This window comes from Porphyrobacter sp. GA68, from assembly GCF_022605525.1.
In the GTDB taxonomy this organism is placed as follows: Bacteria; Pseudomonadota; Alphaproteobacteria; order Sphingomonadales; family Sphingomonadaceae; genus Qipengyuania_B.
Genome location: NZ_JAKQYJ010000001.1, coordinates 637,990 through 659,056, shown reverse-complemented (window position 1 = coordinate 659,056; position 21,067 = coordinate 637,990). Strand labels below are relative to the sequence as shown.

The 21,067-nt window shown below is 64.4% G+C and carries 20 protein-coding genes and 1 tRNA gene; 5 read left to right on the top strand and 16 right to left on the bottom strand.

The window, feature by feature from the left end:
• A complete protein-coding gene (locus tag LHJ54_RS03210; RefSeq protein ID WP_228242496.1) occupies positions 1-3,408 on the top strand; it encodes an efflux RND transporter permease subunit in 3,408 nt (1,135 codons plus the stop codon).
• 35 nt (positions 3,409-3,443) lie between these two features.
• Complete coding sequence (locus LHJ54_RS03205; protein ID WP_228244279.1) at positions 3,444-4,703, top strand: DUF445 domain-containing protein; 1,260 nt, start codon at positions 3,444-3,446, stop codon at positions 4,701-4,703.
• 6 nt (positions 4,704-4,709) lie between these two features.
• Here LHJ54_RS03205 and LHJ54_RS03200 read toward each other — a convergent pair whose 3' ends face one another.
• The 5 genes from LHJ54_RS03200 to sucC form a co-directional block, all read right to left on the bottom strand.
• A complete protein-coding gene (locus LHJ54_RS03200) occupies positions 4,710-5,624 on the bottom strand; it encodes an energy transducer TonB (RefSeq protein WP_228242495.1) in 915 nt (304 codons plus the stop codon).
• 56 nt (positions 5,625-5,680) lie between these two features.
• A complete protein-coding gene (locus LHJ54_RS03195) occupies positions 5,681-6,613 on the bottom strand; it encodes an electron transfer flavoprotein subunit alpha/FixB family protein (protein ID WP_228242494.1) in 933 nt (310 codons plus the stop codon).
• 68 nt (positions 6,614-6,681) lie between these two features.
• Complete coding sequence (locus LHJ54_RS03190) at positions 6,682-7,428, bottom strand: electron transfer flavoprotein subunit beta/FixA family protein (RefSeq protein WP_228242493.1); 747 nt, start codon at positions 7,426-7,428, stop codon at positions 6,682-6,684.
• Between the two features lie 60 nt (positions 7,429-7,488).
• Positions 7,489-8,166: a NeuD/PglB/VioB family sugar acetyltransferase gene (locus LHJ54_RS03185; RefSeq protein ID WP_228244278.1), complete on the bottom strand. Its 678-nt coding sequence runs from the start codon at positions 8,164-8,166 to the stop codon at positions 7,489-7,491.
• Positions 8,166-9,365: an ADP-forming succinate--CoA ligase subunit beta gene (gene sucC, locus LHJ54_RS03180; RefSeq protein WP_228242492.1), complete on the bottom strand. Its 1,200-nt coding sequence runs from the start codon at positions 9,363-9,365 to the stop codon at positions 8,166-8,168. Before sucC ends, LHJ54_RS03185 begins: the two co-directional genes overlap by 1 nt.
• Positions 9,366-9,468: 103 nt before the next feature.
• Between sucC and LHJ54_RS03175 the strand changes: the two genes are divergently transcribed.
• On the top strand, positions 9,469-10,260 hold the full coding sequence (locus LHJ54_RS03175) for a 3'(2'),5'-bisphosphate nucleotidase CysQ (RefSeq protein WP_228242491.1): 792 nt from the start codon (positions 9,469-9,471) through the stop codon (positions 10,258-10,260).
• A gap of 21 nt (positions 10,261-10,281) precedes the next feature.
• Here LHJ54_RS03175 and LHJ54_RS03170 read toward each other — a convergent pair whose 3' ends face one another.
• Complete coding sequence (locus LHJ54_RS03170; RefSeq protein WP_228242490.1) at positions 10,282-10,968, bottom strand: OmpA family protein; 687 nt, start codon at positions 10,966-10,968, stop codon at positions 10,282-10,284.
• Between the two features lie 135 nt (positions 10,969-11,103).
• Between LHJ54_RS03170 and LHJ54_RS03165 the strand changes: the two genes are divergently transcribed.
• Positions 11,104-12,435, top strand: coding sequence for a hemolysin family protein (locus LHJ54_RS03165; RefSeq protein WP_228242489.1), 1,332 nt, complete (start codon positions 11,104-11,106; stop codon positions 12,433-12,435).
• Between the two features lie 95 nt (positions 12,436-12,530).
• Here the strand turns inward: LHJ54_RS03165 and LHJ54_RS03160 are convergent, their stop codons facing one another.
• The 9 genes from LHJ54_RS03160 to LHJ54_RS03120 all read right to left on the bottom strand — a co-directional run bounded on the left by LHJ54_RS03160 (position 12,531) and on the right by LHJ54_RS03120 (position 20,377).
• Complete coding sequence (locus LHJ54_RS03160; protein ID WP_228242488.1) at positions 12,531-12,941, bottom strand: DUF3035 domain-containing protein; 411 nt, start codon at positions 12,939-12,941, stop codon at positions 12,531-12,533.
• A gap of 13 nt (positions 12,942-12,954) precedes the next feature.
• Entirely contained in the window at positions 12,955-13,485 is a 531-nt protein-coding gene (gene lspA, locus LHJ54_RS03155) for a signal peptidase II (RefSeq protein WP_228242487.1), read from the bottom strand.
• Positions 13,482-16,394 carry an isoleucine--tRNA ligase gene (gene ileS / locus LHJ54_RS03150; protein ID WP_228242486.1) on the bottom strand — a complete coding sequence of 971 codons (2,913 nt, stop codon included), beginning with the start codon at positions 16,392-16,394 and terminating at the stop codon, positions 13,482-13,484. Before ileS ends, lspA begins: the two co-directional genes overlap by 4 nt.
• Positions 16,391-17,323, bottom strand: coding sequence for a bifunctional riboflavin kinase/FAD synthetase (locus tag LHJ54_RS03145; RefSeq protein ID WP_228242485.1), 933 nt, complete (start codon positions 17,321-17,323; stop codon positions 16,391-16,393). Before LHJ54_RS03145 ends, ileS begins: the two co-directional genes overlap by 4 nt.
• The gene (locus LHJ54_RS03140; protein WP_228242484.1) at positions 17,324-17,833 is read right to left on the bottom strand and encodes a dihydrofolate reductase; all 510 of its coding nucleotides are present in this window, start codon (positions 17,831-17,833) and stop codon (positions 17,324-17,326) included.
• Positions 17,830-18,894, bottom strand: coding sequence for a 5-(carboxyamino)imidazole ribonucleotide synthase (locus tag LHJ54_RS03135; protein WP_228244277.1), 1,065 nt, complete (start codon positions 18,892-18,894; stop codon positions 17,830-17,832). The genes LHJ54_RS03140 and LHJ54_RS03135 overlap by 4 nt, the downstream gene beginning before the upstream one ends.
• A gap of 101 nt (positions 18,895-18,995) precedes the next feature.
• Positions 18,996-19,484: a 5-(carboxyamino)imidazole ribonucleotide mutase gene (gene purE / locus LHJ54_RS03130; RefSeq protein ID WP_373457047.1), complete on the bottom strand. Its 489-nt coding sequence runs from the start codon at positions 19,482-19,484 to the stop codon at positions 18,996-18,998.
• Between the two features lie 3 nt (positions 19,485-19,487).
• Positions 19,488-20,174, bottom strand: coding sequence for a 2,3-diphosphoglycerate-dependent phosphoglycerate mutase (gpmA, locus tag LHJ54_RS03125; protein WP_228242483.1), 687 nt, complete (start codon positions 20,172-20,174; stop codon positions 19,488-19,490).
• Positions 20,175-20,215: 41 nt separating this feature from the next.
• Complete coding sequence (locus LHJ54_RS03120) at positions 20,216-20,377, bottom strand: hypothetical protein (protein WP_228242482.1); 162 nt, start codon at positions 20,375-20,377, stop codon at positions 20,216-20,218.
• A 110-nt stretch (positions 20,378-20,487) separates the two neighbouring features.
• Here LHJ54_RS03120 and LHJ54_RS03115 point away from each other — a divergent pair.
• Positions 20,488-20,562 (top strand) — tRNA-Thr (locus LHJ54_RS03115).
• Positions 20,563-20,572: 10 nt separating this feature from the next.
• Here the strand turns inward: LHJ54_RS03115 and LHJ54_RS03110 are convergent.
• Positions 20,573-20,914 (bottom strand): hypothetical protein, encoded by a 342-nt coding sequence (locus LHJ54_RS03110; protein ID WP_228242481.1) that lies wholly within the window; start codon positions 20,912-20,914, stop codon positions 20,573-20,575.
• Positions 20,915-21,067: the final 153 nt, after the last annotated feature.

Here is a 21,067-nt window from a genome sequence, read left to right as displayed (position 1 = left end):
ATGAACTTCCGCAACATCTCCGCCTGGTCGATCCGCAACCCGATCATCCCCATCGTCCTGTTCATCGGCCTGACGCTGGCTGGCATAATGTCGTTCATGCGCCTGCCGGTCGTGAACATGCCGGATGTCGAGTTCCCGGCCGTGGTGGTTCAGATCAGCCAGCCAGGAGCCGCCCCGACCGAGATCGAGACGCAGATCACGCAGCGGGTGGAATCCGCCGTGCGGTCGATCAGCGGCGTGGAAACGATCAGTTCGACGGCCAGTGAGGGCAGCAGCAACACGATTGTCGAATTCCAGATCGGAACGGATGTCAATAATGCCGTGAACGAGGTCAAGAACGCGGTTGACCAGACCCGCGGCGATTTGCCGGAAGGCATCCTCGAGCCGCAGATCTTCAAGGTCGAGACAGGTGGCGGCACGCTCGGCTTCTACGCCGTCAGCGCGCCCGACATGACGCCGGAACAACTCAGCTGGTTCGTCGACGACGAGGTTTCGCGCCGTCTGCTGTCGGTGGAGGGGATGGCTGCGGTCAGTCGCGCGGGCGGCGTGGACCGGGAAATCCGTGTCGTCCTGAACCCGGCGAGGATGCAGTCGCTGGGCGTCACCGCGCGCGACATCAACGCGGTGCTGCGGCAGATCAACGTCAACGCCGCCGGCGGACAGACGGAGATCGCCGGGTCGCGCCAGTCGGTCCGCGTGCTGGGCAACGCGACCGATGCTTACGCACTGTCGCAGGCCCGCATCCCCCTTGCCAATGGCACCACCATCAGGCTCACCGACGTCGCCGAGGTAAGCGACAGCTACTCCGATCCGACGCGCATCTCGCTGGTCGATGGACAGGAGGTGGTGACATTCTCGTTTGAACGCGCGCGGGGCGAATCCGAAGTGAACGTGTTCGAGGCGGCGGTGGCCGAGTTGAAAGCGATCGAGGCTGAAAATCCGGGTGTCCGGTTCAGCGAACTGTGGACCCCGGTTCCCTATACCATGCAGCAATACGCCACCTCGATGGCGGCCCTGATCGAGGGCGCGGTGCTGGCAATCATCGTGGTGTTCTTCTTCCTGCGCGACTGGCGGGCGACCTTTATCAGCGCGCTGGCAATACCCCTCTCAGCGATCCCGACTTTCTGGTTCATGGACCTGTTCGGCTTCAACCTGAACTTTCTTTCCCTGCTGGCGCTCAGCCTGGTGGCCGGGGTGCTGGTCGACGATGCCATCGTCGAAATCGAAAATATCGTCAGGCATATGCGGATGGGCAAATCGGCCTATCAGGCGTCGATCGACGCGGCTGACGAGATCGGTCTTGCTGTCGCCGCGACCAGTTTCTCCATTGTCGCCGTGTTCCTGCCGGTCGGCCTGATGCCGGGTATCCCTGGCGAGTTCTTCAAGCCCTTCGGACTGACCGTGGTCGTGGCGGTGCTGATGAGTCTGGCTGTCGCGCGCATGATCACACCGATGGTCGCCGCCTATTTCCTGGAGGCCAAGGGACAGGCGGAACACGGCGAAGGCCGGGCCATGGACTTCTACCTGCGCGTACTGGAGTGGACGCTGCGTTCCGGCGAATCGCGCAAGATGCTTGAACGGGTGGAGCGGGTGCCGGGCAACTGGCTCTATCGCACGCTCGCCATCCTTGCCGTTCTCATCATCGTCGCTGCGTTCATCGGCGGCACTGTCGCCGCCTTCATGTTCCTCAACGGCACTCTCGAAATCCCGATCCTGCTGGTGGCGCTGGTGGCACCGTTCGCGGGTCTGGCCGCAGCCATCGCCGTCGGTTATGTCCTGCGATTTGTTCTGGGGCTGTTCGGGCAGTTCGGGCGTTACTACCGCAGCTTTTCCGCCCGCTTCCATGCGCGGACCCGTGACCATCGGTTCTACGCCTTCATGGCTGGGGTTTACGCCCTCATCATGACCGGAGCGTTGTTTGCCGGCCTCCCGCAGCAATTTCAGCCCAACACCAACGAGGACGGCAGCCGGGTCAATGTCGAATTGATCCCCGGCACTACGATCGAGCAAACGCAGATCGTCGCTGATCAGATCGAAGCGGTGCTGGAGAAAGAGCCGGAAGTCGCGCAGATTACCCAAGCTATCCGCGAAGGCAGCGCAACCTTGTGGATCGACCTCGTTCCGGCTGAGGAACGGGAAGCGACCAGTGTGCAGTTCGAGCGGCGGCTTGCACCACAATTGGCCGCCATTCCCGACGCACGGGCAAGCTTTGCCTCACAATCCGGTCAGGGCGGCAGCGGACGAGACATATCCGTGATGCTGGCCGGCAGTGATCCGGTTCAGTTGGAACGCGCGGCGCAGACTCTGGTCGAGCAGATGCGCGGCGTTCCTGGGGTTGTGGCTCCGCGCATCGCAGCCGACCTCAGGCGCCCTGAGCTCATCATCACCCCGCGCGAGGATCTGGCCGCGCAGCTGGGTGTGACCACTGCCGCGCTCAGCAACGCGATCCGCATCGCCACCTTGGGTGAAATCGACCAGAACGCAGCCAAATTCTCCCTTTCCGACCGGCAGGTGCCCATCCGGGTAATCCTGCCGCGTGAATCACGCCGCGACATTACCACCATCGAGAACTTGCCCGTACCCACCTCCACCGGAGGCACCGTCCCGCTGCGCCGTGTGGCGGAAATCAGCTTTGGTTCCGGGCCGACCCAGATTCAGCGCTATAACCAGTCGCGCCGGGTTCTGGTGGGCGCCGACCTCGCCGAAGGGCAGGTGAAGGGTCCGGTGATGGATGCGATCAACAAGCTGCCGATCATGCGCAACCTTCCCACAGGCGTGAAGAACGACGTCGTGGGCGAGGACAAATGGCAGGCGGAGATGATCAACAGCTTCATGATCGCGGTCATCAGCGGCATCCTGCTGGTGTTCGCAGTGCTGGTGCTGCTGTACCATCGCTTCGTCTCTCCGCTGGTCAACATGACTTCATTGTTGCTGGCGCCGCTTGGCGGCCTGATCGGCCTGCTGATCGTGGGGCAGCCGATCTCCATGCCGGTGTTCATCGGGATGCTGATGCTGCTGGGAATCGTAGCGAAGAACTCCATTCTTCTCATCGATTTCGCCATGGACGAGATGCAGCGCGGCGTGCCCAAGCTGCAGGCGATCCTGGACGCCGGGCACAAGCGGGCGCAGCCGATCGTCATGACAACGGTCGCCATGACTGCGGGCATGGTGCCCACCGCCATTTCGGTATCGGGCGACGCGGCATGGCGAGCGCCGATGGGCGTCACGGTGATCGGCGGGCTGCTGTTGTCGACCGTTCTGACCCTGGTGCTGATCCCTGCCGGTTTCAGCCTGGCCGACGGGTTCGAGAAGCGGATTGGCCCGTGGCTGCGCGAACGGCTGCTGACCTACCGGCCCGGCGATGAGCTTGACGATACGGCGGGACGTCAGGCAACACCTGCGGAGTGAACGGCGAACACTTGCAACGCGGGCGGGGCCGCTCCATGCGGCCCGCTTTCCTGCGTCCGGTGACGGTCACGCCGGACAGAGCACAGGCGATCCGCAGGACAGCCACCGGGCTGCTGGTGTTGATGGCCGGGCTGTTCGTGCTGGCCGAGATCAATCTGGGCCGGCACTGGGCTTGGGGATACCTCCACGCTTTTGCCGAAGCGGGCATGATTGGCGGGATCGCCGACTGGTTTGCGGTCACCGCCCTGTTTCGCCATCCGCTCGGGTTACCGATCCCCCACACTGCGATCATTCCGGAGAACAAGGACCGGATCGCCGACACCATGGCGCACTTCCTGCGCGAAAACTTCCTGACGCCTGCGGTGGTCGCCCGGCGGATGCAGGCCATGAATCTGGCGGCAGCTGTAGGCGATTACCTCGCCAGCCCGCCCGCCGCATCGCCGTCGCGTCTGCGCGAAGGGATGGGCATGATGGCGGTCGAGGTGCTGGAATCGCTCGACCCGCAGCGGCTCGGCACGCAGGTGAGGGCCGGCCTTGCGGCGCAGCTGGAGCGGGTCCGGATCGCGCCGGTGCTGGGCCAACTGCTCGCCGCCATGATTGCCGATGGGCGGCACCGCCCGCTTATCGACAGCCTGATCCGGCAGGCGGGACTGGTGTTGGAGGACAACGAGGACATGGTGCGCGAGATGGTCCGCGCGCGCGCCAATGCGCTGCTGAAACTTGTCGGGCTGGACGAACGGCTGGCGAACTCCGTCATCGACGGACTGTACCGGATGCTGGCCGAAGTGCTGGTCGATCCGCAACACCCGCTGCGCACGAAGGTGGAAGAGGGGCTGGGCAGCCTCGCCCACCGTTTGCAGCATGATCCCGCGCTGCAGGTCAAGGTCGAGCAGGCGAAGAACGATCTGCTTACCAATCCGGCCGTCGGGGAATGGTGGCAGGGCGTTTGGGAGCGCCTGCGCGGCGGGCTGATTGCCGGCTTGCGCGAGGGGAGCGGTATGGGCGGTGTGTTCAGCGAAGCACTACGCGATGCGGGCGCAGCTTTGCGCGACGATCCCCGGTTGCAGTTGCAGGTAAACCGTTTTGCCCGCCGCACCGCAGTCGGCTTGGCCAGCAACTACGGCGGTCAGATCGTGCGTCTGGTGTCTGAAACGGTGAAGCGATGGGACGCGCGCACAGTTACCGACCGGGTCGAAGGGGCGGTGGGGCGTGACCTTCAGTTCATCCGCATCAACGGGACACTGGTGGGCGGGCTGGTAGGTATCGTGATCCACGCCTTGGTCAGCGTGTTCTGATGGACGTCAGTTGATGCGGTAAACGATGTTCGAAACCACGAAGGATGTGAGAGGAGCACCGCTGGCATCCCTAGCTGCTTCGAATTGGCCGCTCTCCCGCACGATGGGGCAAACCCGATCATCAAAGCTGTCTGCTAACGTCAAGTTGATCAGCTTGCAGTTCGCGACGCTCCCGTCAGGGTTGACGATAACACGCATCTGGAAGTTCGCCTGCTCGCCCGCGTTCAGTGCTTTGCGCGGATAGGCTAGCATTATCCGGCGCGCCAGCGCAGCCTGATTCAGCCATCGCGGCTGCGTCATCTGCTTACGCAGGGTAGCCGGATCGACACCCCATGTGGCCACCAGATTGTCCATGCAGGCATTCATTGCATCGAATGCCTTGTCCAGCCTGCCTGTATTCAGGCGGAGGGAGAAGCGTCCAGGCTGGCGTAGTTGCAGATGGTCAATCTGCGCACCATCGTGCGGCTGGAGCGCGCGCGACTGGGGCACTGGCGACGTCGGCGGTGCAACGGTGGTCATCCCGTCGCTGCTTTCGACGAGAGTCTGGCCAAACGGATTTTCTATGTTCTGGTAGCCGACGCCTTCCAGCACATTGCCATACTCGTCCATCCTCATCGATGAACCCTGGCTGACATTGAAAGGTTCAAAGCGCGGTCCAAACCGAACGCTTACTTCGCGTCGTAACCGCAGAGTCTTCAGCGCCGGTCCGCTGACCAGCCAGGAGAACGTGTCGCCCGGCGTCAGCTGTTCCAGAAAGAGGACCGTCTCAGCTTCCCCTTCGCCAAACGTCCGGGCCAGCCGGCACTTGTCCTCGTGGTAATCCAGCACCCATTGGCTGGACGGCTCCAGCACGACCTCTTCGGCTTTCGCGCCGCTCGCCAGCACAGCGAGCGCTGCAAAACCCGAACACCACTTGCGCATAAAAAACCCCCGCCTGTTCACGACAGGCGAGGGTTGTACTCTGATAAAGCTGCCGATTAAAGCTTGGCGGTAAGTTCCGGCACAATCTTGTACAGATCGCCCACCAGCCCGACATCGGCCACCTGAAATATCGGGGCGTCCTCGTCCTTGTTGATGGCGATGATGACCTTGGAATCCTTCATCCCCGCCAGGTGCTGGATGGCGCCGGAGATTCCGACAGCGATGTACACCTCGGGCGCGACAATCTTGCCGGTCTGGCCGACCTGATAGTCATTGGGCACGAAACCCGCATCCACCGCTGCGCGCGACGCTCCGACGCCCGCGCCCAGCTTGTCGGCCAGCGGGATGATGACCTCCTGGAAAGTGTCCGCGTCCTTCAGCGCGCGGCCGCCCGACACGATGATCTTGGCACTGGTGAGTTCGGGCCGTTCGCTCTTGGCGAGTTCCTGTCCGACGAACTGCGACAGACCCGCATCGCCCGTGCCGCCGACCTCCTCGATCTCGGCCGATCCGCCATCGGCATCGGCCTTGTCGAAGGCGGTGCCGCGCACGGTGATGACGAGCTTCGGATCGGTCGCCTCGACCGTCGCAATGGCATTTCCGGCATAGATAGGGCGGGTGAAGGTCCGCTCCCCTTCGACAGACAGGATTTCCGACACCTGCATCACGTCGAGCAGGGCGGCAACGCGCGGTGCGATGTTCTTGCCGGCGGTGGTCGCGGGCGCGAGAAAGGCGTCGTGCCGCTCCATCAGCGAAGCGATGAGCGGAGCGACGTTCTCGGGCAGCTGGTGTTCGTAGGCGGCATCGTCGGCGATGTGGACCTTGCCGATCCCCTGAACCTTCGCCGCCTGTTCGGCCACCGCGCGGCAATTCGACCCGGCGACCAGCAGATGAACTTCGCCGCCCAGCCTGGTCGCCGCACCGACCGTCGCGAGGGTCGCATCCTTCATCTGGGTGTTGTCGTGTTCGACCAAAACGAGAGATTTCATTGCCTGATCCTTCCATCCGCTTCACCGCGCGTCCCGGTCATCTCGGCGGGGCGCGCAGGTGAAGCTGGTTACGCTATGCCCAGAGCCTTCAGCTTGCCGACAAGCTCGTCCACGTCCGCCACCTTCACGCCGGCCTGCCGGACGGCCGGTTCCGCCACGCTCACGACGCGGAGACGCGGGGCGGTCTCGACGCCGAAGTCGCTCGGCGTCTTGACATCCAGCGGCTTCTTCTTCGCCTTCATGATGTTCGGCAGCGACGCATAACGCGGCTCGTTAAGGCGCAGGTCAGTGGTGACAACGGCCGGCAGAGCCAGCTTCACCGTTTCCAGCCCGCCGTCGATTTCGCGCTTGACGGTGATGCTGTCGCCCTCGATCTCGACCGTGTTGGCAAACGTGCCCTGCGGCCGGTTCATCAGCGCGGCCAGCATCTGCCCCGTCTGGTTGCTGTCGTCATCGATTGCCTGCTTGCCCATCAGGACCAGCCCGGGCTGCTCCTCCTCGACCACGGCCTTGAGGATCTTGGCAACCGCCAGCGGCTCAACCTCATCGTCCGTTTCCACCAGGATCGCGCGATCGGCACCCATGGCCAGCGCGGTGCGCAGCGTCTCCTGCGCCTTGGCAGGTCCGATCGAGACGGCGACGATCTCGCCAGCCTGCCCCTTTTCCTTCAACCGGATGGCCTCTTCGACGGCGATCTCGTCGAACGGGTTCATGCTCATCTTGACATTGGCCAGATCAACACCAGAACCGTCAGCCTTCACCCGCGGCTTCACGTTGTAATCGATGACCCGTTTGACGGGAACGAGGATTTTCATCGCTGATTCCTTGCACTGAGCGCTTATCGCAAGCGCGAATAGATAACCTTTACGTAAACGTCAATGTTCCGCCGCAGTTTCCGGCGCGGAGCGTTGCATGACCCGAGCGGGATTTCCAACCACCGTTTCACCATCCGCCACATCCTTCGTGACCACCGCGCCCATTCCGACGACTGCGCCTTGTCCAATGCGCAATGGTTTTTGCTGCGTCCCCTGACGCAGAATGGCGCCCGTGCCGATATATGCGTGATCGAAAATATGTACGTTGCCGTTGCAGCATACTCTGGGGGCAAAGGTGACGAAGTCACCGATGTGGCAATCATGAGCGACGTAACTATAGATATTGCATTGAAATTGCGTGCCAATGGTCGAATTTCCCGTCAGAGTTGTGAAGTCTGACAGAACACTTCCTTGACCTATGGTCATATTTCGCCCGACTACCGCAGTGGGCGACTCCACCGCGAATGGGATGGCCCCGCGTCGTGCGAGCAGATGGTGCAGCCTTTCCCGTGCTGACCCTGAGCCGATGGCGATCACGAAGCGATCACCTGGCTGGATTTGCTCCAGGCCATGCACCGGCAATCCCATAAAAGTCCGATGAGACGCATCGTCAGCCGCAAATGCCAGGTCTGCTGCGCCGTCCTGCTCGTCAGGCACCTGGCCGCGCAGGCTGTGGAGCACCTCCGCCGCGAAACCGCCGGCGCCGACAATCCATAGCTTGCCGCTGGTTGTCGCCATCAAGCCGCCTTCTTCACCTCGGCCACGATCGTCCGGGCCGCATCCCCCAGATCGTTGGCTGAGACAATCGGCAGGCCGCTGTTCTCCAGGATGTCCTTGCCCTGCTGGACGTTGGTGCCTTCCAGCCGCACGACCAGCGGGACGGACAGGTTTACATCCTTGGCGGCGGCGACAATGCCGTCGGCGATCACGTCGCATTTCATGATACCGCCGAAGATGTTCACGAGGATCCCTTCGACCGCCGGGTCCTTCAGGATGATCTTGAACGCCGCCGTCACCTTTTCACGGGACGCGCCGCCGCCCACGTCGAGGAAGTTGGCCGGGAATGCCCCGTTCAGCTTGATGATGTCCATTGTTGCCATGGCCAGACCAGCGCCGTTCACCATGCAGCCGATGTTGCCGTCGAGCTTGATGTAGGCGAGATCATATTCGGATGCCTCGACCTCGGCCGGATCCTCCTCCGTCTCGTCGCGCAACGCCTCGACATCGGGATGCCGATACAGCGCGTTCCCGTCGAAGCTCATCTTGGTGTCGAGCACCAGGAGCTTGCCATCCTCCGTCTCCACCAGCGGGTTGATCTCGAGCATTTCCATGTCGAGTGCGACAAAGGCTTCGTACAGCTGCTTGGCCAGCTTCTGGCACTGCTTGTTGAGGTCGCCCTGGAGCCTCAGCGCGAAGGCGACGGCGCGACCGTGATGCGGCATGAAACCCTGCGCCGGATCGATGGTGATGGTGGTGATCTTCTCCGGCGTGGAGTGCGCCACCTCCTCGATGTCCATGCCGCCTTCGGTCGAGACGACCATCGCGACCCGCCCGCTGGCCCGGTCGACCAGCAGGGACAGGTAGTATTCCTCCGCAATGTCCACGCCGTCCGTGATGTACAGACGGTTGACCTGCTTGCCTTCATCGCCGGTCTGCACCGTCACCAGCGTGTTGCCGAGCATCTCGCCGGCGTCACGCTCAACATCGGCGATGCTCTTGGCGAGGCGCACGCCCCCCTTCGCCTCGGTGCCAAGCTCCTTGAATTTGCCCTTGCCACGCCCGCCGGCATGAATCTGCGCCTTCACGACATACAGCGGTCCAGGCAGCTTGTTCGCCGCTGCAACGGCTTCTTCCACGCTCAGCGCGGCATGGCCGGCGGGAACCGCGATGCCGTGCTTGGCGAGCAATTCCTTGGCTTGGTATTCGTGAATGTTCATGAAGGGGTTGTCCTTGCAAACGCTGAAGAGGCGGTTTGTGGCCGCATAAGCATGGATGGCCGCGCTTGAAAAGTGCCTCCTGCCGGCGCAACTGCAACGTTGCATGATTGACGAGGTCGCCCTTGCTGAAATCGTCCGCGAGGCGGGCCGGATTGCGTTTGCCCAATGGCCGGGCGCGGGACATGACCTGGAAGTCTGGAACAAGACGCCCGGCCATCCGGTCTGCGCCGCCGACATTGCGGTCGACCGCTTCCTCAAGCGGGAATTGAGTGGTCTGATGCCTGCGGCCGCCTGGCTGTCGGAGGAGACCGTGGACGATCCCGCGCGGTTGAACGGCGACTGCGTGTGGGTGGTCGATCCAATTGATGGAACCCGCGACTTTATCCGTGGCCGCAGCGGGTGGGCAGTGTCGGTTGCCCTCGTTCGCGCCGGCCGCCCGCTGATCGGGCTGCTCCATGCGCCCGCCCGGGACGAGGAGTGGCTGGCGGTCGCCGGCCGAGGCGCCTGGCGTAATGGAGCCAGGCTGACAGCGTCCAGTCGGGGCACGCTGGCCGGTGCCAGGGTGCCGAGCACCAGCCTCGCCACCGCTGACCGCATTTTCGCTTCCGTGGCCCAGCCCAATTCCATCGCTCTGCGGATCGGAATGGTCGCGGCGAACGAGGCGGACCTTGTCGCGACGATGCGCTGGGGGCACGAGTGGGATATTGCCGCCGCCACACTCGTCGCCCGCGAGGCAGGTGCGGAAATCGGCGATTCGTTCGGCCGGCCGCTTCTGTTCAATCAGCGCGATCCGCGGGCCTTTGGAGTGGTAGTCAGTTCGCCCGCGATATTCGATCCGGCAGTGAAGCACATAGCCGAGCGGGTGAAGATCGAAGCGGCCAGAGCGGCCGCCTGACCTTCACCACGCGGCAGAATCCTATTGACGGGCTTGTTGAATTTCCTCGTTGCTGAGGGGAACGATCTTGATCTCGACCCGGCGGTTAAGCGGTTCGTTGACATTGTCGCCCGTCTGCACCCGCAACTGATCCTCGCCAAATCCCTGCGACCGGATGCGCGCCTGGTTGACGCCGCGGCTGATGAGGTAGCGAGATACTGCGTCGGCCCGCTGTTCCGACAGGCGCTGGTTGAAGGAGCGCGAGCCAACCGTGTCGGTATGGCCGTACACATCGATCAGGCTGTTGGGATAACGCACCAGGTTCGCCGCCACGTCGTCGAGCGTCCGCTGAAAGGCGGGGTTGATGCTCGCGCTGCCGGTTGCGAAGGTCACGCCGTCGGGCAGATTGACCAGAATGGCGCTACCGCCATCGGTTTCGGTCACGTCTATGCCGGACCCGGCAGTCTGTTCGCGCAATTCCTTGATCTGCTGGTCGATGCGATAACCGACAACCGTGCCGACCGCGCCGCCGCCGACCGCGCCGATCAGCCGGCCCGTTTTGCCGCCGATAACCTGACCCAGCAGCGCACCCGCGGCCGCGCCGCCCGCGCCGCCCAGCACTGTTCGCGAGACCCTCTGTTCGCCGGTGTTAGGGTCAGTAACGCAGGCTGACAGCGTCAGCAGAGATGCGCCAGCGACGAAAGCCGTGGCTGTTTGCTTGATGTTCATGTCGAATTTGCCTCCTTGATCAACCATGCGCCCACCTCGCATTGTGTCTGCCGCTCAACGATCAGGCGGGCAGCCTGTTCCGCCGGATGCACGGCAGCTCTGTTTTCGCACCTCAATTGTGCTAGGCGTCGCAAGGTGAACCCGTTTCCCTGGACAGACGTCCTGATCATTGCCGGCCTCATCCTGCTGAACGGGGTGTTCGCCATGTCAGAGCTGGCGATCGTATCTGCCCGCACCTCGCGGTTGCAGGCGGCGGCGAACGGCGGGAGTCGGGGCGCGCGAACGGCCATCTCCCTGGCGGCCAACCCGGGCAAGTTCCTGTCCACCGTGCAGATCGGGATCACCCTTATCGGCATCATCGCGGGAGCTTACTCCGGCGCGAGTCTGGGGGGGCCCGTGGGCGACCGGCTGGCGGACATGGGCATTGCCGCGCGCGTAGCGGGAGAGATCGGCTTTGCCCTCGTGATCGGCCTCACAACCTATTTCAGTCTTGTTGTCGGAGAGCTGGTGCCCAAGCAGCTGGCGCTGAAATCCGCGGTTCCGATTGCTACCTTCATGGCCTTGCCCATGGCGATGCTGGCGAAGGTCGCCGCGCCGCTCGTCTGGTTGCTGGACATGTCGTCCGCCCTGCTGATCCGGGTGCTGGGCATCCAATCGAGCGACCAGAAGACGATGACCGCCGAGGAACTGCAGATGATCTTCGCCGAGGCCACCCATTCGGGGGTGATCGAGCGGGAGCAGCATCAGATGCTGGCCGGGGTCGTGCGGCTGGCGCAGCGATCCGTGCGCGAGATGATGACCCCGCGAACGGAGATCGATTGGGTTGACCTCAATGCCACCGCCCAGGATCTGCGATCCGTGGTGGAAAAAAGCCCCCATTCGCTGCTGCCGGTGGCGGATGGGACGCCGGAAACGATCGTGGGGGTGGTCAAGGTCCGCGAAGTGCTGGCCCACATGCTGAATGGGGGGCGGCTGGATCTGTCAAGGCACCTGAAGCGCCACGAGATCGTGCCTGACCGTCTGGACGCGGTGGACGCCCTGCGCGTTCTGCAGCAGGGCGAGGTGGCAATGGCAATGGTGCACGACGAATACGGCCATCTGGAAGGACTCATCACTCCGGCGGATTTGCTCACCGCCATGGCGGGTAATTTCGCCAGCGATCAGGACGAGCGGCAGGAACCCGAGGTTGTGGAGCGGCACGACGGGTCGCTGCTGGTCGCGGGCAGCATGCCGGCGGACGCTCTGGCCGACCGGCTGGGGCTGGATTACGGCCAGGACCGCGATTTCGCGACCGTGGCGGGGTTCGTGCTTGCGGTTCTGCGGAACCTGCCAGAAGAAGGCGAGCGCTTCACCTGGCAGGGATGGTCATTCGAAGTGGTTGACCTAGACGGCCGTCGTATCGACAAGCTGATCGTGCGACCCGCCGAGGCCGACACTCCGGACGAGAGCCGCGAGCCGGTCGCGTAACGCAACCCCGGCGCGGCGCGCTGCGTATCTGCGGCGTTCGGCGGACCGCCGCCTCTTTCGAAACCGCGCTCGTCACCCAGTGCGCAGCAGCGGGATCAGTTCGGGATGACCGCCTGCGCCGCACCGCCGGCCCCTTCGGGTGCGGCGATCACGTCACGCGTGACGGTTCCCTTGTTCACCGTGTTGGTGGCCGTATCACCCACACCCGAGCGGATGCCCGGATCAGCGGCGCCCGCGCGGTTGATGACGTTCGTCTCCACCGTGCTGCGCCGGGCGGGGCCGCCGAACAGCGCGTCCAGCGCCTGCGTTGCTGGCGCGTCGGAGGCAGGGCGCGGAGCACCGGGGGTTGGCGGCACGAGGTTGAAGTCGGGCGGCACCACCAGTGGCGCCTGGCGCTGCACCGCGAATTCATCGGGCCGGTCGCGGCCAAGGATACCCCCGCTGCTGCCGCAGGCGGCAAGAACGCTGCTGCTGGCGATGAGGAAGAGGATGGCTGATCGTGTCATGGAGTTGTTCCTGTCAATTGCCCGGCGCATCCTGGGCGCGGATGGGAGAGGTGTCGCTGCTGTCCTTTACGAAGAACGCGCGCAGCAGGATGATGACGACGCCGATGGAAATGGCGGCGTCGGCGATGTTGAAGATGAGAAACGGCCGCCATTCGCCAAAGTGCAGGTCGGCATAGTCGATGACATAGCCATAGAGGTAGCGATCGCGGATGTTGCCAAGCGCACCGCCCAGGATCAGCGACAGTCCCAGGATTTCCCCCATCACCCGCTCCCGCATCAGCCACACTGTGACGGCGACGGCGATCAGGAAGGTAACGATGACCAGGCCCCAGCGCATCGTCTCGCTGGTCGCCTGCAGCATGCCGAGCGACACGCCGTAATTCTCCACCCAGCGCAGGTCGAAGAACGGCAGCACTTGGACAACGCCGCGCTGTTGCAGCGCAAGGGGGCCGGACACGTACCATTTCACGAGCTGGTCGACGAGAAAGATGCCGAGCGCGATGGACAGACCGATGATCCGGTTACGGGTGAAGATCGCGCTCATGCCGCCCGATCCAGCCAGCTCACCACCGTATCGCAGCGGTCGCACAGCGCGCCGTCCTCCGCCACTTCGGGCAGAAGACGCCAACAACGGCCGCATTTTTCGTGGCTGGTTCGTGTCACGCGCACCTGGTCGTTATCGTCGCAGGCGACTGACGCAGTGATGAACAGCTCGGCCATGTCGGCGGCGTCAAAGCCGGGCGGCACGAGGGAAGCCGGGACTACCACATCGGCTTCCAGACCGGACCGGATCGTCTTGTCACGGCGCAGCGGTTCGATGGCTTCCATAACCTGGTCGCGCAGAACGCGCAGTTGCTGCCAGCGGCCTTCGTCACTCGCTGCCAGCGGCATAACTGGCCACTCCAGCAGGTGAACGCTGCCCGCTTCGGGAAAGCGCGTTTTCCACGCTTCCTCTGCCGTGAACACCAGCATCGGGGCGCAGTATCGGACAAGCGCATGGAACAGTGTATCCAGCACCGTTCGGTACGCCCGCCGCTTTGGATCGTCCGCCGCGTCGCAGTAGAGGCTGTCCTTGCGAATGTCGAAATAGAAGGCCGACAGATCCTCGTTGCAGAACTCGACCAGGGTGCGGATGTACAGGTCGAACTGGTATTCATCCACCGCGCGGCGCAGCACCGCATCCACCCGTCCCAGCAAGGTGAGCACATACCGTTCCAGTTCCGGCATCGCGCCGACCGCGACCCGCTCGGCCTCGGTAAAGCCGTCCAGCGCGCCCAGGAGATAGCGGAAGGTGTTCCTGAGCTTGCGGTACTGGTCGCCCACGCCTTTCAGGATCTCGTCGCCGATGCGGTGGTCCTCGGTGAAGTCGACCGACAGCGCCCACAGCCGGATGATGTCCGCGCCGTAAGTTTCCATCACCTTCAGCGGGTCGACCGTGTTGCCGAGGCTCTTGCTCATCTTGCGCCCGTCGGCGGCCATGGTGAACCCGTGGGTCAGCACCTGGTCGTAGGGTGCCCGCCCGCGCGTGCCGCAGGATTGCAGCAGCGAAGACTGGAACCAGCCGCGATGCTGGTCGCTGCCTTCGAGATAAAGGTCGGCGGGCCAGCGCAAGTTCGGCCAACGGCCCGATTCCAGCACGAAGGCGTGAGTACAGCCCGAATCGAACCAGACGTCGAGGATGTCCGTCACCATCTCGAAGTCGTCGGGCGAGTGGGCTGCGCCGAGCAGCGCGGCCTTGCGGCTCTCGTCCCAGCCATCGACGCCATGCTCGCGGATGGCGGCGACGATGCGGGCGTTGACCTCAGGGTCCACCAGATACTCACCCGTGCGCCGGTCGACGAACAGGGTGATCGGCACCCCCCATGCACGCTGGCGCGACAGCACCCAGTCGGGCCGCCCTTCCACCATCGAACGGATCCGGTTGCGGCCCTTTTCCGGCACGAAACGGGTGTCCGCAATGGCGGCAAGGGCAAGCTCGCGCAGGGTGGGGCTGGCGCACCGGCCCTCGTCAGCCGGATCAAGGGCGCCGCCTTCACCTTCCCAGCGCTTCTCCTGCCGCGTCTTGGGGGAGACGTGGGTCAGCACCTTGTCCATCGGCACGAACCATTGCGGTGTGCAGCGGTAGATGACCTTGGCCTTGGAACGCCAGCTGTGCGGGTATGAGTGGCGGTATTCGGATGCCGCCAGCAGTGCGCCGGCGTCGCGCAGGTCCGCACAGATCGGCCCGTCCGGCGCGTTGAACTTCGCGTTGATGACGCTGCCCTGTCCGCCGAGCCACGCCCAATCGTCGCGGTAGCGTCCGTCCGCCTCGACTGCGAAGGCGGGATTGATGCCGTGCGCCTTGCACAGCTCGAAATCGTCCTCGCCATGGTCGGGCGCCATGTGAACGAGACCCGTGCCGCTGTCGGTGGTGACGAAGTCGCCGGGGAGCAGCGGGCGCGGCGTGACGAAGAACCCGCCGAGATGGTGCATCGGGTGACGGACAAAGGTGCCGGCGAGGTCGGAGCCAAGAAAATTGCCTAGTGCATAATCGGTCACGGCTACCGGAACTCCGCTCAATCCATGGCTGGAGACTGGACCGAGATCCGTGCGCTGGAAAAACGCTTCGAGCAGGTCGGCGGCAATCAGATAGCGGGCGCCGCTGGGCGCGCGGTAATGATGATAGGTGACTTGCGGCCCGTAAGCCAAAGCCTGATTAACCGGAATGGTCCAAGGCGTCGTGGTCCAGATCACCGCATGGGCACCGACCAGTTCCGGGATCGGCGACTCCACGATCTCGAACGCCACGTCCACCTGGGTGGAAACGATGTCCTCGTACTCGACCTCGGCCTCGGCCAGCGCGGTGCGTTCGACCGGCGACCACATCACCGGCTTGGCCCCGCGGTACAGCTGCCCGCTTTCGGCAAACTTCAGCAGTTCGGCGACGATGGTTGCCTCCGCCTCCGCATCCATCGTCAGGTACGGGTTGTTCCAATCGCCCAGCAGGCCAAGCCGTTTGAGCTGTTCGCGCTGAACATCGACCCAATGCGCGGCGTAGGCGCGGCATTCGGCGCGGAACTCTGCGGGCGGGACCGCATCCTTGTCGCGCTTCTGCTTGCGGTACTGCTCCTCCACCTTCCATTCGATCGGCAGGCCGTGGCAATCCCAGCCGGGCACATAGGGCGCATCCTTGCCCAGCAGGGATTGCGTGCGCACCACCATATCCTTCAGCACATGGTTCAGCGCGTGGCCGATGTGCATGTCGCCATTGGCATAGGGCGGACCGTCGTGGAGGATGAACTTCTCGCGCCCCCGGCGCGCCTCGCGCAGCGCCTCATACAGCCGTTCTTCCTGCCAGCGGGCGAGGATCAGCGGTTCCTTCTGCGGCAACCCGGCCTTCATCGGGAAATCGGTGCGCGGCAGGAAGACTGTGTCGCGGTAATCGCGGGTGGCGGGGGCGGCGGGATCGGTCATTGCGCGACGCCGGATAGGAGCCTTCGCGCCTTGGCGCAATCGCGCTCCATCTGCTGCGTCAACTGTTCCAGCGTATCGAAGCGGGCTTCTGCGCGCAGGAAATGGTGGAATGCCACCTCGATCTCCTGCCCGTACAGGTCGCCGGTGAAGTCGAAGAAGTGCGGTTCGAGCAGTTCCTTGGGCGGCTCGAACTGCGGGCGAACTCCGAGATTGGCCGCGCCGCGCAGCAACTGGCCGGTCGCGAGGATCCGCCCCGTGACCGCATAGATGCCATAGGCCGGGCGCAGATAGCTCTCCAAGGCGAGATTGGCCGTGGGGTAGCCGATGGTGCGACCGCGCTTGTCGCCGTGCTCCACGATGCCGCGGATGGCGAAGGGGCGGGTGAGGAGGCGCGCGGCCTCCTGCGGGTCGCCGGCGCGCAGGGCGGCCCGGATGCGAGAGGAGGAGACGGGCGCGCCATCATCCATTACCGCGCCCGTGGTGCGGACCTGAAGGCGGTCGGCGTAGGAGCGCAGATGCGCCACATCTCCGGCTGCGCCCCGGCCATAGGTGAAATCCTCTCCCGTCACCACGCCATGTGCGCCCAGGTGGTCCAGCAGGATGCCGCTGGCGAAATCGTCCGCGCTGGTGCCGGCCAGGTCTGTGTCGAAGTGGAACACAAGCATCGCCGCCGCGCCTGCGGCCAGATAGAGCTCGTGCCGCTGCTCAAGGGTGGTGAGACGGAAGGGTGGCACGTCCGGTTTGAAGAAGCGCACCGGATGCGGATCGAAGGTGGCGACGATCGCCGGACGTCCTTCCGCCCGTGCCCAGCGGATCGCCTCTCCGGCCACCGCCTGATGCCCGCGGTGAAAGCCGTCGAAATTGCCCAGCGCGATGATCGCCCCCCGCAGCGGGGCGGGCATAGCGTCGCGATGGTCCAGCCAGCGCATCTAGACGGCTTCGCGCGGGTGTCGGCGCCGCTCCCGGATCAGCGAAACAAAGGAGAAGGCGGGTAACTCGCCTTCCGCCGGATGATCCTCGCGGCGCAGGACGACCCACTCCGGTCCCAGCGGGTCCATCGCCACATCGCCGTCAAAGCTGGCGTGAATTTGGGTCAGTTCCACCCGGCTGGCGAGCGGCAGGAACGCGGCAAAGACCGCTGCCCCGCCGATCACCGACACCGTGCCGTCCCCTGCCAGCGCCAGAGCTTCCTCTGGTGTGCGGGCAGGCTGCGCCCCTTCGCTGCTCCACCGCTCCTGCCGGGTCAGGACGATGTGGCGGCGGCCGGGCAGCAGGCCGGGCAGGCTTTCGAAGGTCCGCCGGCCCATGATCATGGGTGTGCCGCTGGTCAGCCGCTTGAAGTGGCGCAAATCGGCGGGCAGGTGCCACGGCAGTCGGCCGTCCCGCCCGATCACGCCATTCGCCGCCTGGGCGTAGATGCAGACGATTTCTTGGGTCATGGCGCGGCATTCCGCCAGATACGTGTGACGTGGCCCATCTTGCGTCCCTCCCGTGCTTCGCGCTTGCCGTAAAGGTGCAGGTGCGTATCAGGCTGTTCCAGCCAGTGCCACGGATCCAGCGCGTCCGGCCCGACGATGTTGCGCATCTCCACCCGTTCGGCCACCGTGGCGGTGCTGCCCAGGGGTAGTCCGCAGATCGCGCGAACATGGTTCTCGAACTGGCTGGTTGCCGCGCCCTCTGCGGTCCAGTGGCCCGAATTATGGACGCGCGGAGCCATTTCGTTGAACAAGGGACCGTCCCCGGTGGCGAAGAACTCGCAGGTCAGAACGCCGACATAGTCAAGCGCGTCGGCAATCTGCCGTGCCAGTTCCCGCGCCGCGGGCACCTGCTGCGCGATGTCGGCGTCCAGCGGCAGGGTGGACGACACCAGCATGCCGCCCACGTGCCTGTTGTGTGAGGAGTCCCAGAACCGTACCTCGCCATCCCGCCCGCGCACCAGAATCACGGAAAACTCGGCCGTGAAGTCGACGAACCCTTCGTAAACGAGCGGAACCGCAGGAAGCCCCAGCTCGCCCAGCCGATCGCCCGGATTGATCCGCCACTGTCCCTTGCCATCATAACCGTCGCGGCAGGTCTTGAGGATACCGGGTGTGCCGATCCCCGCGGTGGCACGGGCCAGATCGCCGTCGCCCAGCACGGCCGCGTAGGGTGCGGTACGGCCGCCGAGCGCCTGGACGAACTGTTTCTCCGCGAGCCGGTCCTGCGCCACTTCAAGCGCGCGAACCGGGGCGGCAAGCTTGTCCGCAATGGGCGCCAGCGGAGCGGTCGGCACATTTTCCCATTCCCAGGTGACCACATCGCAGGCGTCGGCAAAGCGGCGCAGCGCGGGGCCGTCGTCCCACGCATTGTCGAACCAGCGAACGCTAACCTCCGCGGCCACGCTGCGCGCTTCGGGCGAATAGGTGACGACCCGGTGACCGAGTTGCGCCGCAGCCAGGGCCAGCATCCGGCCAAGCTGCCCGCCGCCCAGAATGCCAATCGTGCTGCCCGGTGCTAGAATCGCCTCCTCCCTTCCTGCTTGGCCCGCGTCTGCACGGCTGCCGCCGCACTTTCTCGCGAACAGGGATCAACCGGCGACAGTTTCACAGCGGACAGCAAGGGTCAGTCCGGCCGATCCGCCACTGCGCTCGTGCGTGCCGCCCGCCAGTCTTGCAGGCGCTGCGACAAGGCGGCGTCGTTCAGCGCCAGGATAGCCGCCGCGAACAGACCCGCGTTGGTTGCTCCTGCCTCGCCGATGGCGAAGGTGGCCGTCGGTACGCCGGCCGGCATCTGCACAATCGACAGAAGACTGTCCTGTCCCGCCAGAGCTTTTGACTGAACCGGCACGCCAAGCACCGGCAGATGGGTCAGCGCGGCCACCATGCCGGGCAGGTGGGCTGCTCCGCCCGCGCCCGCTATGATGACCTTGAACCCCGCGTCGGCCGCGCCTTTGGCAAAGGCGTACATCCGGTCAGGTGTACGATGGGCCGAGACAATGCGCACGTCGCTGGGAACGCCAAGTTCGGCCAGTGCATCCGCTGCATGTTTCATGGTCGGCCAGTCGGACTGGCTGCCCATGCAGATGGCAACCCTTGCCTTCTCAGCCGCCACAGCTCAACGGTCCTTGAGATAATAGCGTTCGGACGGCGTCATCTGATCGTCGAACGGATAGATGATTGGCTGCCCGGTCGGGATCTCCAGTTCGGTGATCTCCTCGTCGGAAATGCCCGACAGGTGCTTGACCAGCGCCCGCAAGCTGTTGCCGTGGGCGGAGATGATCACGGTCTCCCCCGCGGCCAGCCGGGGCCGGATCGTCTCCTCCCAGTACGGCAGCACCCGCTCGATCGTCAGCTTCAGGCTCTCGGTCGCAGGAATGGTGAGGCCGGCGTAGCGCGGATCGGCCGCAAGATCGTATTCGCCGCCCGCTTCAAGCTCAGGGGGTGGCGTGTCGAAGCTGCGACGCCAGACATGCACCTTCTCGTCGCCATGCCGCTCGCGTGTCTGCTGCTTGTCGAGGCCGGTCAGCCCGCCATAATGCCGTTCGTTGAGGTGCCAGTCCTTGATCTCCGGGATCCAGAGCCGGTCGCATTCCTCCAAAGCAAGGTGCAAAGTCTTGATCGCGCGCTTCTGCAGGGAGGTAAAGGCGATGGTCGGCAACAGCCCTTTTTCCTTGAGCAGGCGACCGGCCTCGCGCGCTTCGGCTTCTCCTTGCGGGGTCAGATCCACATCCCACCAGCCGGTGAAGCGATTTGCGAGATTCCATTCCGACTGTCCGTGGCGGACGAGGATCAGCGTGGGCAAAGTGGTGCGCTCCTGTGACGAAAGCAGGGGAGCGCTGCGGCTTAGCGAGCGTCCTGCTCTTTGGAAAGACCCTGTTGGGCGTCAAGGGTGGCGGGATCGGTCCGGCTCGTCGCTTGGCCACGCGCCTGCGCCTTGCGCCGCCGCAGGTTCTCGCGCAGCTTGGCGGCGAGGCGCTCTTCGCGGGTGGGCTGTCCGGTCGTCATGCTGCGGACGTTAGCAGGCGAGGGCGGCGAACCTCAACCCGCGCTTGACATCGGCAGGTCCGGCGCACATTAGCCCGCGCCTGTATCAGCGCGCCTGCAAAGCGCGTCAGGCTGCTGTAGCTCAGTGGTAGAGCGCACCCTTGGTAAGGGTGAGGTCGGGAGTTCAATCCTCCCCAGCAGCACCATTTCTGCCGCTTAGGCAGCGCGGGTCCACAAGTGGGCAAGCGGGCGTGCCCAGCGGACCAGCCGCGGCGCCTCGCTCTTCACCACCAGCCACTCCGCGACGCAAAGGGCACGCTCCTCATCCTTCCGGGCAAGCGCGTCCATCAGCGAATCGAGCATGCGTTCCTGTGCCGTGCGGTCCGCAGAGCAAGGTGAATTGATGTTCAAGGGTCGCCGCCCGGCGGTCGCGAGCAATTGCATCAGCCGCTCGGTCGACCAGTGCACCTGTCTGCCTGCGGCGCGCGGCGGAAGGTTCACCACATCGTTGGCAGGGCACAGCGACGGATGGCCGGAGAGGCGGAAAAGATCGAGCATGTTCTCAAACTCCTGTGAGTATGAGAATGACTTGCAATAGCCAGAATTGCAAGACCCTTGTGCTGTTCCTTCCGCCTCTTCCGATCCGTAGGTCAGGCTACGCGACGGCCCTCATCCGCAGCAGGAACGAACTCGCCGCACCAATCGTCCTGC

Coding starts and splice junctions, on each gene's coding strand:
- lspA (WP_228242487.1), bottom strand. CDS start 13,485: ATGAGCGCGATCTTCACCCGTAACCGGATCATCGGTCTGTCCATCGCG.
- LHJ54_RS03175 (WP_228242491.1), top strand. CDS start 9,469: ATGATTGACGAGGTCGCCCTTGCTGAAATCGTCCGCGAGGCGGGCCGG.
- LHJ54_RS03195 (WP_228242494.1), bottom strand. CDS start 6,613: ATGAAATCTCTCGTTTTGGTCGAACACGACAACACCCAGATGAAGGAT.
- LHJ54_RS03190 (WP_228242493.1), bottom strand. CDS start 7,428: ATGAAAATCCTCGTTCCCGTCAAACGGGTCATCGATTACAACGTGAAG.
- sucC (WP_228242492.1), bottom strand. CDS start 9,365: ATGAACATTCACGAATACCAAGCCAAGGAATTGCTCGCCAAGCACGGC.
- LHJ54_RS03200 (WP_228242495.1), bottom strand. CDS start 5,624: ATGCGCAAGTGGTGTTCGGGTTTTGCAGCGCTCGCTGTGCTGGCGAGC.
- LHJ54_RS03210 (WP_228242496.1), top strand. CDS start 1: ATGAACTTCCGCAACATCTCCGCCTGGTCGATCCGCAACCCGATCATC.
- LHJ54_RS03170 (WP_228242490.1), bottom strand. CDS start 10,968: ATGAACATCAAGCAAACAGCCACGGCTTTCGTCGCTGGCGCATCTCTG.
- LHJ54_RS03205 (WP_228244279.1), top strand. CDS start 3,444: ATGCGGCCCGCTTTCCTGCGTCCGGTGACGGTCACGCCGGACAGAGCA.
- LHJ54_RS03185 (WP_228244278.1), bottom strand. CDS start 8,166: ATGGCGACAACCAGCGGCAAGCTATGGATTGTCGGCGCCGGCGGTTTC.
- LHJ54_RS03120 (WP_228242482.1), bottom strand. CDS start 20,377: ATGACGACCGGACAGCCCACCCGCGAAGAGCGCCTCGCCGCCAAGCTG.
- LHJ54_RS03145 (WP_228242485.1), bottom strand. CDS start 17,323: ATGCGCTGGCTGGACCATCGCGACGCTATGCCCGCCCCGCTGCGGGGG.
- ileS (WP_228242486.1), bottom strand. CDS start 16,394: ATGACCGATCCCGCCGCCCCCGCCACCCGCGATTACCGCGACACAGTC.
- LHJ54_RS03110 (WP_228242481.1), bottom strand. CDS start 20,914: ATGCTCGATCTTTTCCGCCTCTCCGGCCATCCGTCGCTGTGCCCTGCC.
- LHJ54_RS03160 (WP_228242488.1), bottom strand. CDS start 12,941: ATGACACGATCAGCCATCCTCTTCCTCATCGCCAGCAGCAGCGTTCTT.
- LHJ54_RS03140 (WP_228242484.1), bottom strand. CDS start 17,833: ATGACCCAAGAAATCGTCTGCATCTACGCCCAGGCGGCGAATGGCGTG.